At 55.8% G+C, this 14,530-nt stretch carries 9 protein-coding genes; 1 reads left to right on the top strand and 8 read right to left on the bottom strand.

Going from position 1 to position 14,530, the window contains the following annotated elements:
- Positions 1–578: 578 nt before the first annotated feature.
- The 3 genes from OEV49_06975 to OEV49_06965 form a co-directional block, all read right to left on the bottom strand.
- The gene (locus OEV49_06975) at positions 579–2,090 is read right to left on the bottom strand and encodes an oligosaccharide flippase family protein (protein MDH3890811.1); all 1,512 of its coding nucleotides are present in this window, start codon (positions 2,088–2,090) and stop codon (positions 579–581) included.
- Between the two features lie 457 nt (positions 2,091–2,547).
- The gene (locus OEV49_06970) at positions 2,548–4,173 is read right to left on the bottom strand and encodes an aconitase family protein (protein ID MDH3890810.1); all 1,626 of its coding nucleotides are present in this window, start codon (positions 4,171–4,173) and stop codon (positions 2,548–2,550) included.
- Positions 4,170–4,658, bottom strand: a complete 489-nt coding sequence (locus OEV49_06965; protein MDH3890809.1) for an HIT domain-containing protein — start codon at positions 4,656–4,658, stop codon at positions 4,170–4,172. Before OEV49_06965 ends, OEV49_06970 begins: the two co-directional genes overlap by 4 nt.
- A gap of 402 nt (positions 4,659–5,060) precedes the next feature.
- Between OEV49_06965 and OEV49_06960 the strand changes: the two genes are divergently transcribed.
- Positions 5,061–5,249 (top strand): amino acid transport protein, encoded by a 189-nt coding sequence (locus OEV49_06960; protein MDH3890808.1) that lies wholly within the window; start codon positions 5,061–5,063, stop codon positions 5,247–5,249.
- Between the two features lie 384 nt (positions 5,250–5,633).
- Here OEV49_06960 and OEV49_06955 read toward each other — a convergent pair whose 3' ends face one another.
- The 5 genes from OEV49_06955 to miaB form a co-directional block, all read right to left on the bottom strand.
- The gene (locus tag OEV49_06955; protein ID MDH3890807.1) at positions 5,634–7,130 is read right to left on the bottom strand and encodes a leucyl aminopeptidase; all 1,497 of its coding nucleotides are present in this window, start codon (positions 7,128–7,130) and stop codon (positions 5,634–5,636) included.
- Positions 7,131–7,461: 331 nt separating this feature from the next.
- Positions 7,462–8,661, bottom strand: coding sequence for a chorismate synthase (gene aroC / locus OEV49_06950; GenBank protein ID MDH3890806.1), 1,200 nt, complete (start codon positions 8,659–8,661; stop codon positions 7,462–7,464).
- 46 nt (positions 8,662–8,707) lie between these two features.
- Complete coding sequence (locus tag OEV49_06945; protein MDH3890805.1) at positions 8,708–10,033, bottom strand: HDOD domain-containing protein; 1,326 nt, start codon at positions 10,031–10,033, stop codon at positions 8,708–8,710.
- A gap of 85 nt (positions 10,034–10,118) precedes the next feature.
- Positions 10,119–13,040: a response regulator gene (locus OEV49_06940; GenBank protein MDH3890804.1), complete on the bottom strand. Its 2,922-nt coding sequence runs from the start codon at positions 13,038–13,040 to the stop codon at positions 10,119–10,121.
- A complete protein-coding gene (miaB, locus tag OEV49_06935) occupies positions 13,037–14,359 on the bottom strand; it encodes a tRNA (N6-isopentenyl adenosine(37)-C2)-methylthiotransferase MiaB (protein MDH3890803.1) in 1,323 nt (440 codons plus the stop codon). Before miaB ends, OEV49_06940 begins: the two co-directional genes overlap by 4 nt.
- Positions 14,360–14,530: the final 171 nt, after the last annotated feature.

Genomic DNA, 14,530 nt, shown 5'->3' with positions numbered 1-14,530 from the left:
CTCGATGCTACTATCTTGAATTCAAGCGGGTCCGTCGTTTGGCGGACCCGCTTTTCTATGTCGTCGGTCGCCTTCTTACCAGTAGGGCAGGTCTCTCTTCTCTTAGAGACCTGACATCACGCGCATCGCGTGATTCTCTTCTGTCGTGCGACCCCGCGCGACGGTTCTTGTCCCAGTCGGTATCCCCAGTAGGGCGGGTCCATCTTCGCCGAAGATCCGCCGTAGGAGGGAACCCGCCAATTCTGTGCCGTCGTGCGACCCCGCGTGACGGTTCTTGTCCCAGGTGAGGTGAATCCGTTTTCGCCTGAGTCCCGGCTTAGGTGTGAGCCCGCCATCTTTCAGTGTGGGCGGACTTCAGGGAGGGTTGAAAGAGTCTCCTATGATGGGTGATGTTGGGCGACCCCGCCCGACGCCATTCTTCCAAGTAGCTGGCTGTCAGGCGAGTCACCTGACAGCACCTTCATCGCGAAGCACCTCACCATCTAGTATGGTGGGTTTATCAACAAGCCCTTCAGTCCGGCCACATCAAAAGAAGAATCCCGCGAAGCGCGTGATGTCGAAACCGCAGGGGTTTCGACCTACTGTTTTTTGAAGATGCGTCGCCTCAGCCTGTCTTTGTCCCCTGGTTCTATTACAAACCACGCCGTCAACATCAAGCAAACCAGCACCACAATGACATTGAACGCAAACGCCAACCAACTCAAAGGTGGCCATATTATGCGCATGCCTGTGCTTACCACAACGGTAACAACAGCGGCTAAGAGTCCCATGCCCAGAACACGGCTCATCAACCGCATGAAGGAGAGGCCGAGCACGCGAGACATGAAGTATGGATACAAACTCAGGTACAGGATGAATTGTGGTAAAGCCGAAGCGACAGCCATGCCGAGCAACCCATACGGACCTATGAGACAGAGAGCGAGGATGATCTTGGCCACCGCCTCGCAGATCACAACGTAGAGGATGTAGCGATGTTTGCCTATTCCGAACAGCACGGCGTTACCGATGATCTGCGGCAGAAAGATCGCCGATCCAACCGCCAGCACCTGCATGACATCGGCTGCTGCTCCAAACTCCGGCATTAACCATAACGCCACAAAGTCATGGGCATAGAGAATAACCGAGGCGCTGAGCATGAACGACAGAAACGAGACATAGCGCAGACTTTTCAGATACAGTCTTTTGACAGCCTCAACACCTGAGGTGGATTCAAGGTGCGACACCATCGGTGTCAATGGTTGGGCAATCGCGTTGACCGCATTACGGACATACAATAACAGTTGCGCGCCGGGATTGTACACTCCGGCCAGAGCCGATGAACCTACCAGGCCCAACAGAAAAGCGTCGGTATTGAAGATGACCAGCCAGCCAGCCACAATGGCGAAGGTCACTCGCGAATAGCGAAAGAGCATCCCGGCCGTCTCTTTATCGATGAACCCCCGGCCGGGACAGACCTCCGGGTGCAGGCGACGCAAAATGACAAAGCTGACCACATGACGTATGATGGTAAACAAAAGCAGCGTCATCGCCAGCGACACCAGGCCGTACCCCTGTCGCAACAGCCAGACCATCATGATGGTGCGCAACACTTCCTCGCCCACGGCCAGGCCGCGAGCCAGATCGAACCGTTGAAAAGCTCCCAGGCTGTTGCCGAAAGGCAGCAAGTAGAAATTGAACGCCATGAAAACACCGAGAACGATTAACGCTCGACGCCCCTCTTCGATCATGGCCGGATCGCCTACTCGGAAGTATCCAAAAAACAAAGTCGCAAATAGGTAGATGCCGGTCGCGACGACAGTCCCGATCACGAAGTAGAGCAGGGTGGATGTGTTCAGCACCCGGTTGATTAGCGGATAGTCCCTTTCGCTTAGATACTTCGATACATAACGAGTAATGGCCGAGGTCAAACCCAGGTCGAGCAGCGTAAAGTAGTTGATCGTCTGAAAGATTATGACCCACACGCCGTAGCGCGCGTCCCCCAACACCGATGTAATGAACGGCACGAAAAGAAAGGTGACAACGATACGAATGACATACGCCACGGACGATGCTGAGATATTTTTCGATAATTGTGGTTCAGTTTTCGGCAAGCGCCCTACCTCGTTCATGGGGCGACGCAAGGCCGCTCCCTACGCGGTGTTTGGTGGTGTTGGGCGATCCCGCCCGACACCGGCAATCCCACCCACTGACAGTCTTGTAGGGCAGGATCCCTGTGATCCTGCCGATCTCGGCGGCCTCGCAGGGATGCCGCCCTACTCGTTACTTGCGAGACACGCCTTCCGCGTGGTTTGTGTGACCTGCCACGGCCAAGCCGTGTTTCTGTGGCTTCGCCATCTGGGACCAAAGAGCGCGAAGCGCAAAAAACCGATTTATCGGTGTCAGATCACACCCACGCTACCGGCATGATCAAGACCTGACACAACGCTACCCTTGGTGGTGTTGGGCGACCCCGCCAGACACCGGCAATCCCACCCACTGACAGTCTCGTAGGGCAGGTTTGTCTTCAAACCTGCCACCTGCACACATTCCGTCTCGCCGCAGGGGGGCTCACTTGACGTACCGTGATGGATCGGTGACGGCGGCGTTCAAGGCCGAGGCGGCGGCCGTAGCCGGAGAGCACTGATAGACCTCTGCATTGCCGTCGTCGGCTGGGACAACACCCTCGGCCTGCCCGGTGGTCAAGCATCGGTCACCGTCGGTCAACCTGGCCCAGGCCGGAAGGTCATGACATCCGCAGCCGGGCGGCATGATAACAGCGCCGGCTTCGGCCAGGGCACGGATCAGTCCTTTTTTGAGCGCTTCAAGGAACACGGTGCGCGATGCCGGGTAGATCAGCAGGCTGCATTCGGGTTTGATTCTCTTCCCCTTGAGAACGTCAGCGGCAATTCTGAGATCATCGAACCGTCCGTTAATAGCCGAGCCGATAATGATCCTGTTGACAGGCAAGGTTTCGATTTCGGCCACCGGCTTGATTTCACCCGGTTGTCCCAGCGGCGCTATCTGGGCCGGCAACTGCTCAATGTTCACCTGGTAGTGTTGTTCGTAGACGGCGTTTTTGTCGGCCATTTGCGGCGTCAACACCGGCTGAGTCCGACCGGTCAGGTAACGGCGGGTGGCCGAGTCAAAAGGACAGATAGCGCCTGTAGCACCCATTGCCGCGGCCATAGCACAAAGGGTGAATCTTTCGCTGATCGTCATCTGCGACACCGCCGGTCCGTAGTACTCAATCATCTTGCCGTCGGACTCTTCCGCCGCCAGTCGCTGAACAATCGACAGGGCAACATCCCCGGCATAAACGCCGCGCGACCGCCTGCCGGTAATATCGACACGCAGGGTGTGTGGCACCGTCATGGCCACCCGACCGCTGGCCAGTATCCCGGCCTGCGTGTCAAGGTCGACCTGCCAGCCCAGACTGTTGATTGCCCCCAGAGACGCTATGTTCTCGGTTGCGCCCATGCAGAGCATACCGGGCAGAGCCGTCCCCTGCTCGATCATGATTTGATGACAGCAACCCTGGGCGTGTTCAAGGCCTGCCTGAAGTCTGTGACGCTCCGCAAACTGCCGGACCGTGTGGCTGAGTTCGGCGGTCGAACCTTTGCCGGAGTAGTTGACTTCGGACAAGGCCACGACGATCCGCGAACTGTTGAACATCAATTCACCCGGGAGTTCACGAAACTTCTCCATGACCAGGTCGGCCGACCGGTCGCATACCAACAGGTCCGGTTCCACCTCCACAGTCTCGCCCACATCTACAGAGTCACGTTTGGCCAGGCCGCCTATGATCTTTTGCGACAACGTCTGCTTTCCCCAGAGCGATGCGGATTTCGAGCTTGTCGATAGCCCTGGGAAATCAAGCTCCAACTGTTCCAGCTTCAAAAAGGCAGGTTTCTCACGAATCCCGTAGCGCCGTCGCCAGTTGTAAAAGGCAGCTTTGGATATACCCAGTTCCAACCCGCATCGATCATCGTCGCCAAACCTCTCCCAAAGACTACGGACTTCTTTTTCGGAGAACTTGGGTACCGAGTGGCGGGGTACGTTCTTTTTGCGTCGCCAGTATGCAACCAGATAAGCCGGCACCCCACCCAGTCGCTCGCCGATCTTCTCATCGGTTTTGTACAGCTTCTGCAACTGCACCAGTTCGGCCTTGGTAGGTATCTTGGGGCGTGGACTCACAGTTTGTCAAACTCCCTTTTGATCGCCTCGTACACCGGCGCAAGCGGCACCGACATGACTTTGGTGTTGCCGATCACCGGCATGAAATTGGTATCTCCCTGCCAGCGCGGTACTATATGCATGTGCAGATGCTCAGGAATCCCTGCGCCGGAACTGCGGCCGAGATTCATGCCGAGATTCATGGAATGAGGTTTAAGCGCTTTCTTGATCGCCTTGACCGACAAACGGGTCAACTCAAAAAACTCAACCGACTCCGAAGGTGTCAACTTCTCCAAAAGCCCTACATGGCGACGAGGTACCACCATCGTATGCCCGCCGTTGTATGGGAACTTGTTGAGAATCACAAACGCCTTCTTGCCGCGATAGACGATTAGATTCCTGACCGAATCCTTCATCTTCAGTCGTTTGCAGAAGATGCATCCTGATTCTTTCTTTCCGAGGACAAACCCGGCCCGCCACGGTGCCCAGATGGTCTTGTCATTCATAGCCTTAAATAATAAGCAAATATCCGATGAGGTTCAAGTCCCTTGGGGCGATTTTTTTCGGGTCATGCTATCTGAGTGGCTCACAGTCAGTTGGTGCTGCGCTGCAAGATGTTGGACCGTATAGACATCGCCTCTGATCGACTTTTATCTTCTCAACCGCCGTAGGCCAGACCTATCTTCCGGGCTGAAGCGGCGGAGATTGACATCCGCTATCAGGTGGTGTCGCGGCGACCCCGCCCGACACCGGCACACCTGCTCACAGGCAAGCCTGTGCAAAGGCAAGCCTGTGCTTTGTGCCCTCGTGATCTTCAGATGGCAATGCCTGTCTTGGCCCATTCTGAAGATTCGGCCACCACAAAAGATTGTTGCGCCTGCAATCGAGACATGACTTGAGCTATGGGAATGATGTTCGGCATATTGTTTGGAGCCATCGGCGCCGGGTATATTGTCTATGGTCGAAAACAGCGCCAGGGTGTCGCCCTGCTTTGTGGCGTGGTGTTGTGCGCTTTTCCGTACTTTTTCGATAACGCCTATTTGATCGTGGGGATAGGTGCTGTGCTGATGGCTGTACCGTTTCATGTGCGGGAGTGAATCCCAGTCGCCAGATGTGGACATCTGCCGGACACAAAGAGAAGATGGCGGGTTCACGCCGCGGCGCGCAGGCGAAGACGGACCCGCCCTACAAGAATCTACTGAATCCCATGTTGAGGATGCAGGCGCGAAGCGCAAGAAGGTGATTTATCACCTCACCCTTCGACTCCGCTCAGGGTGACACGGTCAAGCCGTGGGTGACACGGTCAAGCCGTGAGTGACACGGTCAAGCCGTGAGTGACATGGTCAAGCCATGTTGTTCGCGCTAAGCGCGCAGTTCTACTCACACTGGGTGCTAAGCACTGAAAGATCGATCTTTCACCTCATGCTGAGCGGAGTCGAAGCATGAACAGGATGCAGCAGATCACAAATCTTGCTACGCCCTCAGAGCTTTTTCCAGTTCGACAAGAGGTCAATCAACAACCGGACACCGATACCGGTCGTTCCTTTGGGAGTATAAGGTGCTCCCTTTTTTTCGATGTCGACATAGGCGATGTCGATATGCGCCCATGGCCAGTCACCGATAAAATTCTCAAGAAAGGCCGCCGCTGTAGCCGTGCCCGCCGTCTTGCCGGCCGAGTTGACGATGTCGGCAATGTTGGATTTCAGGGCATTGCGAAAGTCATCCCAGATAGGCAACGGCCATACTCGTTCGGCCGTGGCCTCGGACGCAGCTCGTATTCGTTCGAGAAGATCGTCATGGTTACCCAGAATGGGTGCGCCTGAGTAACCCAGAATGTACAACGTGGCGCCGGTCAGCGTTGCGATATCGATCACCGCTTGCGGGTCGAACTTGTTGGCGTAGTCAAGGGCATCGGCTAAGATCAGTCGACCCTCGGCGTCGGTGTTGATGATCTCAACAGTGATCCCTTTGCGGGTGGTGACAACATCAGATGGACGGATGGCATGACCCGACGGCATATTTTCAGCCAGCGGCATCAGTCCGACCAGGTTGAGCGGCAACTGCAACAGAACTGCCGCCTGCATGGTGGACAGGACGACGGCAGCGCCGGTCATGTCGCCGTTCATCTCGATCATCATGTCGGCCGCCTTAAGCGACAAACCTCCGGAGTCAAAAGTGACCCCTTTACCGACCAGCACGATCGGTTTCTGTGTTTTGCGTCCGCCTTTGTATTCCAGAATCACAAAGCGCGGTGGCTCCACAGAACCCTGTGCGACGGCCATCAGGGCGCCCATTTTCTCGGCCTTGATTTCTTTTTGGTCAAGCACTCGGCATGACAAGCCCTTTAGCTTGTCGGCCGTCTTGACCGCCTCGGCCGCAAACATCTTGGGCGTGAGGTCGCAGCCCGGTAGCGCCGACAGTCGCCGGACATTGATCTGCCCCCCGGCCGTAACACAACCACGCTCGACCGATTTCTGAAGCCGGTTCAACAATCGCCTGTTGTCGATCGCGTAGGTAACTTCCGAGAGGTTTTCGCCGGCCAGACTGGCTTCATCGGTCTTGTATTTCAGCATCCGATATGAACCCAGGATGCATCCCTCAATCACCGCCTGAAAAGTCTCAGGCTCAGAAACCGTACCCAGATGAAAGGTAGCAGAATCACAACAGGTCAACGGTTTGTAGCGGGAGAGTAGCCCGGCCATTTGCCGGTAACTGTCCGGAGTGCATGTTTTCCTGGGGCCGAGACCGGCCAGCACGACTCGGCTGGCTGCGTATCCATCGGGTCTGTTGATGCAAACCATCTCACCTGATGATCCGGTGAACTCACCACTCGCCAGCAGGGTGCGGATGATCCCATCGGATGCACTGTCCAGCTGTTTCAATCGTTTATCCACAATGCTGTCGAATGAAGTGACAAACATAACCAGGGCAGTGGTCGCGCATTCATGCGGAGGATTGGCCGAATAATCTATCTTCACGGTAGGACTCCTTTGCTTTGGTGAAAAGTAGTGTAATACTCAGGCAACGGCAACAGATTTCGACCGGGAAGATAGAGCGTTACAGTTGAGGATTGGTGGCGAATCAGGGCTGGATAATGTGCGTGGTGTACGTCCTCGTGCGCCACGTGGATGCAGTGGCAGACGCACCCATGAATGGGTCTTGCGCTACGCGCGTCACAACCTCATCCTGAGCGGAGTCGAAGGATGCATCATACTCTAAGCGCGTGCATGGTGTGCCGGGCGACCTCATTTGTGCGTGGTGTACGTCCTCGTGCGCCACGTGGACACAGGGACAGACGGACCCAGCCTACTAGTATTCTGTTGCCAGGAAACTGTGGTAGTTGCGTTCGGTCTCGGCCAGATTGTCGGCGCCGAACTTTTCACAGAAGGCCTCGGCCAACACCAATGCAGCCACCGCTTCGGTCACCACCGCCAGAGCCGGTACGATACAACTATCTGTTCGTTCGACGATGGCTTCGCCTGCTTCTTTGGTGACAACATCGACTGTCTTAAGGGGCCGATTCAAGGTCGAGATTGGTTTGGCAGCGACGCGGACGACTACATCCTCACCATTGGTGATGCCCCCTTCGAGGCCACCGGCATTGTTGGTTTCGCGGTGGAACTTCTTGCGCGCCGGATCGCCAAAGGGGTCAAAGAATATCTGATCATGCATCTCAGAACCACGGGTCTCAGCAGCCCGGAAACCCAGCCCGATCTCTACTCCCTTCACCGAGTGAATAGCCATCATAGCGCCGGCCAGCCGACCATCAAGGCGGTGATACCACTGAGAGAATCCACCCAGACCGACGGGTAACCCCTGCACTACAATTTCCACCACGCCCCCGATTGAGTCTTTGTCCCTCAAGGCCGCCTTAATAGCCGCGATCATCCGCTGTTCGGTGTCGGCATCGATGCATCGTACATCGGAGTCCTCGGTGAGTTCAGCCATTTTCTCAAGACCCGGTCGTTCGAAGTCCGGCGGCAGTGTCACCTCACCGATACCGACGACATGGGAGCCAAACTTAACATTGAAATGCTCCAACAGTTGTCGGGCCACAGCGCCAAGGGCCACTCGAGCGGCGGTTTCGCGGGCCGAGGACCGTTCCAACACGTTTCGCATATCGTGGTGATGCCATTTTATGCCGCCGGCTAAGTCGGCATGGCCCGGTCTTGGTCGGTGCGTATCGTAGGCCAGCTTGTGTTGTTTGTCGGTAAGCTCCTCACCGATTGGCTTGACCGGGTCCATAATTTGCGACCAGTTCTTCCAGTCGCGGTTCTGGACAACTATAGTCACCGGTCCGCCCATAGTGATTCCCGAACGTACCCCGGCCACCAACTCAATCTGATCCTTCTCGATCCTCATCCGACCGCCCCGTCCGTAACCTTTCTGACGTCGCGCCAGTTGATGATTGACGGCTTCCACATTGATCTTGAGACCGGCCGGCAGACCGTCGATAACTGCGGTCAATTGCGGTCCGTGCGATTCACCTGAGGTTAGATAGGTAAGCATAGGTCAAAACTATGCAAATGAGTTGGTGGGCGCAACGAGTTTGTGGCTACACTTCGGGAGCCATCTCAACTCGTGATGCCCAGGCGCCGTCGGTGCCCATTCTTTCAAGACGTTGCGTAATACGATCGTCGATATTGAGCGCTTTGGACATGTCGTAATATTTCTGCTGATCGATCGGCGAGATTTCCCGCATTTCCTCAAGCACCGCAACGATCCGTTCGATTGACCGGTCTACCACTTCGAGATCGTGCGGCAGTTTGGCCAGCAGGTTCTCGCTGTCACCCTTGGTGAGTTTCATTCTCAGGAGTTGGCTCCGGCCATAAATCGCCATGGTGGCATTGTTGAGATAGTGTGAGAGAGTGGCCATGGCAACGTTTTTGGCTTCGATGGCGCCTTTTTCACGCTCCTGCTTCAGCAGGTTTTGTGACAACTCTTGTCGTTCGCGGAAGAGGTTTTCTATGGTCAGGTAGGATTTCCAGATTTCCTGGTTGGCCCGAATGAGCATGTCCTCAATGTTGCCGATATCGACTCCGAGGTATTCAGCGGTGGTGATGGTCCCGGCCAGCAGCGACGATGAGATCTCGTCGACCTGCGATTTGTCCAGCGACAACCGCTCGGATAGTTCACCGATCATCTGCAGACGCTTTTCCAGGCTGATCTCGAATCCCGAGAACCGGTCGCTGGTCAGCTGAACGGCCAGTCCGACGATGTTTTGCAGGACCGTAGAAGGAGCCGACGATTTCTGGCCGTGGTGAGTGATTATGGCATCGGCAACGTAGTCGGGAAGCCGCCAGACTTCAGCAAGGTGGTACCCGATTTCGCAATGATCGACGCCGAACACTTTTGTCTCCGCCTCGACTAAGGACTCGGCAATAATCTCGCCCTTCAGCATACCGGCATATTTGTCGGTATGATGGTGCAGAAAAAACAGGACGCCAATATCGTGCAATAAACCGGCGATGAAGGCTTCCTCAGGTGATGGATAATTCACCGTCCGGGCGATCTTCTCAGACGCTGCGGCAATTGAAAGTGAGTAAGCAAAAAACTCCTTGGGGTCTATGCCGGTGGATGCGGTGATCCGGTCCGGATTGAAAACCGAGGCCGACAGGGTAAGGCACTTCACCGTTGTCACACCCAGGATCGAGACCGCCTGGTGCACGGTTGTGATCTCGGTGACGCGCTGATAGAATGACGAGTTCGCCATCTTCAACAGACGACTTGTCAGCGATGGGTCTTTCAAGATGATCTTGGCCAGGCTGTCCGCGGAAAAGTCGTCTTTGCCCACCTCCGCCAGGATTTCCGACAGGACGTGCGGCAGGCTAAGAAGTTTCTCATTACTGCGAATCTGTGCTAGGATGTCGATTTTGTTCATACTTGGCCGTATTTATTTTTGTTGGTAGTATCGGCAGCTTTGTCGAAATGGTTAACCGGCCGCCCAAACTCGGCTTTGGCAGGGTCTAACCAACGTTCTTGGGGGCGGTGGCCGAACGGACTATTTCTGTGAGTTGCTCGATCCGGAATGGCTTGTGCAGCACGTTGATTATCCCGACTTCTCTGAGCTGCTCCGGCTGAATGGTGACCTCCCAGCCCGTAACCAGGATTACCGGTACGCCCGGTGCGATCTCCTTGAGCCGTCTGGCCACGTCAAGCCCGGAAGCGCCGGGCATAGCCAGATCGGCCAGAATAATATCGAAATCCTGTTGCTCGGCCAGTTTCAACCCCTCGGCGCCGGACAGGGCGGTGAAGACCTCATAGTCGAGCGACTGACACATGGCCGTAATAAGGTCCAGAATGACCGTTTGATCATCGATAGCCAGCAATCGAACTCTTGATGAGACAGACCTGCCGGACTTGACCGGAGTGTCGTTGACCGGGAATTTGAAAGACAGATATGATGGCTGAACACCGCTACGGTCGATGCTGCACAAACAGGGTTGTGCCGCAAGCGTTGACAGGTACTTCTCCACCGGCAGATCAACCGACAGTTCACTAACCCAAACATAGTCACCAAATCGAGCGATCTGATCCACCGGCGGCAACTCACGGCCATGTCGCGAAAGATCAAGGTATACATGGCGGTCAAGTCGATAGCTGGAAACTGTGATGACTTCATCGTCGCGAGCAACCGAAGCCAGGTGGCCAACTGCTTCTTCAACCAGCCTTTCTATGGCCCAAGGTGAGGTGTTGATCGGAGCCGTCTTGAATAGACGTGGAAAAATCTCGCGGGGTCGTCCGGCCACCATGTAAAGGCTGTCGGAAATCCTCACCCGGTCCAGATAAGCTGTGATGATATCATTGATGTCGTCGGCGCCGTCCTCAGAGATGTCACTCCCGGACACTCCCTGAAGAGAATGTCCAAGAGAACTACGCACGTATCGAGCCGCCTTGTCGGCCTCATCGACAATGCTCTCCAGGTAGCGACGTACCTCCACCGGTTGATCGGCGCGAGTCATACCCAGTTCGGCGTTGCCTATCAAAGCCGACAGATGGTTGTTCAGCCGGTTAACGATTCCACCCAGCGGCACGCCGGGGATATCGTTCGGTAATGCAACGGTCTGATGCCTTCGCAGTTCGGCAACGGTCATGCGCACCGAGTAAAGCCCCAGGGCCAGGGTCAACAGCCGCTCCCATTCGGCCTGTTCCCCCTCGGGTCCATCCTGGATAAAAACCAGAATCAGACAGGCCAGGTCGTTCAAACCAACAAGGGGGTAGGCGGCCATGAAAGATGGCGCCTCCTTCTCACCCAGCAGGCGAAAGCAAGCTTCACGATTGGCCAGTTGTAGCTCCTCCAGTCGGGCCGCCACGTTTTTGCAGCCGCGGATCACCACCGGCTCAAGGGCGCCGGCCGCTTCGGCCACCACTCCTTCGCCAGGCAACAGGTGCAGGGCTTTGGCCTCGTCACTTATCGGAGCTCTGAAAGATCCATCGGGATGTTTGGTAAGTACAACCACTCGGGCCGTTGAGGGGAGGATTCCACTCACATGTTTCACCAATTGGTCGGTGTCGGATTCCAGCGGTTCTGCCGAGTCAAAGCGCAACAGGCTGAGGACTTTGTCAAAACCTTTACGTCGTGTAATGTCGGTTCGTGAGAGCTCCTTCTGTTTCAAAACCGCCTGAGCCAGGCGAGCAAACACGCCAATCGTCTTGAGATCGTCCTGGGCAACTTTGAACGGTCCGCCTTCACGTCGGAACAAAAGGGCATGCGGTCTGGACCGATCACCGAGCGGATAGAGCAGGGTAGACTGAGCAACGACAGTCCTATCTTGCTCGCCAACCACCTCCTGATTGATTATTAGTGGTCGTTCCCGGTCGAGAGCATCGACCACTGCTGTCTTGTAGTTCTCGGTCAGGTCCAGCATCGGCTCACTACCACCGGGGAACATCAGGCCCCCTTGAGCCATACCTACCAAATGGACCGACTCCGCACCATGGAGTCCAACCAGGCTGCGGCAGAATGCGTCGGCGGTATCGGCCGAAGAAAAGGCTGCACCGGCCGTTGTCAACCGAGCCAACATATCCTGTCGGTACGTCTGATGACGTTCCACTTCGTTTCGGGCCACCGTCAGTTCACGAGTCAGCCGGGCCGATTTTATTTTTTCGGCCAGCCACTGGACGGCCGGGGCCAGGTAACGGATTTCACCCGGCGAGAAAAAGTGGCGGGACTCACCCAGGAGCACAAAGACGCCAATCCTTTCAGACGATGAGACCAGCGGCAACAATAGTGATGACTGAAAGCGGGAGATTACCAACTTACCGCTGCGATCAAACAGTTCAAAATCCGCGGCCAGGCTTGGTTCGCCCAACTCCGCCGTCCGACTGACCAGGTTGCGACCGAAGGGATAATGTTCCAGTAGCGTTGTCTCCTCCGGGGTCAGGTTGGCCGACGCCGTTAGCACCAGTTGACGGCGGGCACGATTCATCAGAAAGACACAACCCGAGGCATCCGGCAGTTCGCTGAGCATCTCCTTGAGTGAGATGTCCAGCAGTTGGAGGAGCTGATACGGTTCGCGGGCGATAAGCTGAAGATTCTCCATGAGCGAAAGGCGTCGGTCGCGTAGCGCGATTTGTTCGCCACGTGTTTGCCAATAGTCAGAGTATAGGGACAGACCTACCGCGATCAGGATCACACCACTCAGCAATATCACAAGCTGTCCCCATTCCAGCCAATAGTACGCATCCTGGATAAACCACTCGTAGTATGAAAACGCGGTTTTGACTGTTTGCCAGATGGCGGCCAGCAGCACAAGCAGGCCACCGAAAACAAACGACCAGCGACCAGCCAATCCGCCGTCGGCAAACAAGCGCAGACGTAAGGCTACAAATACGATTACCAGCGCAGTCAAAAGCGGCAACAATATGTGACCCCAAGCATTGATCATCTTGGCGGCTCCACCAGATCCCCGTGCAATGTAAAGGCATCGGCCGAACTTATCCGGATCGGCACCACGGCGCCGGCCGAGATTCCATCGGCCTCAAACAGCACCGTCTTGTTGCCGTTGGTGCGGGCGCGGAGATACCTGTCGCTACGCCGGGAGGTTCCCTCCACCAGGCACGAACGTACCTGACCCACTTCACGTTGGTTACGCTGGTGACCGATCTGTTGTTGCAGCCTGATCAGTTCCGACAGACGCCTGATCTTATCTTCCTCGGCCACGTCATCATTCAGTCGGGCGGCGCCGGTGCCGGGCCGGACCGAGTATCGAAACATGAAGGCTGCATCGAAACCGATTTCCCTGACGGCATCCAGAGTTTGCACGAATTCGTCTTCTGTTTCACTGGGGAAGCCGACAATCAGATCGGTGGTAAGCGAAACATAATCAAGCTGCTTGCGAAGCTGCTCGACGATGCCCATATAGTGTGAGAAGCTGTAAACCCGTCCCATCTTTTTGAGCACGCGATCACAGCCCGACTGCAAAGGTAGATGAACATGCGGCATCCACTCAGGCTCGGAAGCCATGACGTCGATCAGCTCTGCCGACAGGTCCTTGGGGTGCGAGGTCATGAAACGTAACCGGGGAATCTCTGTCTCTCGTGCCACACGTTTCATCAAGCGGGGGAAGTCTACTTGGCCGTGCCGATAGCTATTGACGTTCTGCCCCAGAAGGGTGACTTCGACCACGCCCTCATCGACCAGTCGTTTGACGGCATCTACAATAGCGTCGGCCGAATGAGCTCTCTCACTGCCACGCACGTATGGTACGATACAATAGGAACAGTAATTGTCGCAGCCTCGTGATATTGTAACGAAAGCAGAATAGGCGGTTTCTTTCACCGGTGTTATACCATCCAGGTCAACTTGTCCGAACGAAGTGGCCACGGTAGCCGAGCCATTGGTGCGCATAAGCGCCTGAGGCAACTCAAACAGCCGGTCGGTGCCCAGCACGATGTCGACATGAGGGGCCAGTTCGACCAGGTCCTCGCCGAGCCTTTGGGCCATGCAACCGACAACGGCCAGCTTCATCTCAGGTCGAGCCAGTTTGTGACGCTGCAATTCACCCAGCCTGCCTATTACTCGCTGCTCCGCTTTATCACGCACCGAGCATGTGTTCAGGATTATCAGATCGGCCTTCGATTCGTCATCGACCCTCTGGTAGCCAGAGTCACTGAGAATCGACACCAGGGTGGAGGAATCGGCCAGGTTCATCTGGCAACCAAATGTAGTGATGTGAAAAGTCTGCGGTCGCGGGCTGCGGTCCATTTCCAACCCCGGGGTGACGGGTACTTTCAACGATCGGTCAACTCGTCAGGATGATACTGGTTATTGGTTCAAAAGCAAACAAAACATTGCCCCAGGGATTGTCCGGAAGGCAGCCGCCGACCGGCAAATCGGCTCATTCGGAGCCGGGGCGGGTCTTGCTGATTTGAAGAC

Source organism: Candidatus Zixiibacteriota bacterium (genome assembly GCA_029860345.1).
In the GTDB taxonomy this organism is placed as follows: Bacteria; Zixibacteria; MSB-5A5; order GN15; family FEB-12; genus JAJRTA01.
This window is presented reverse-complemented; position numbering and strand designations above follow the sequence as displayed.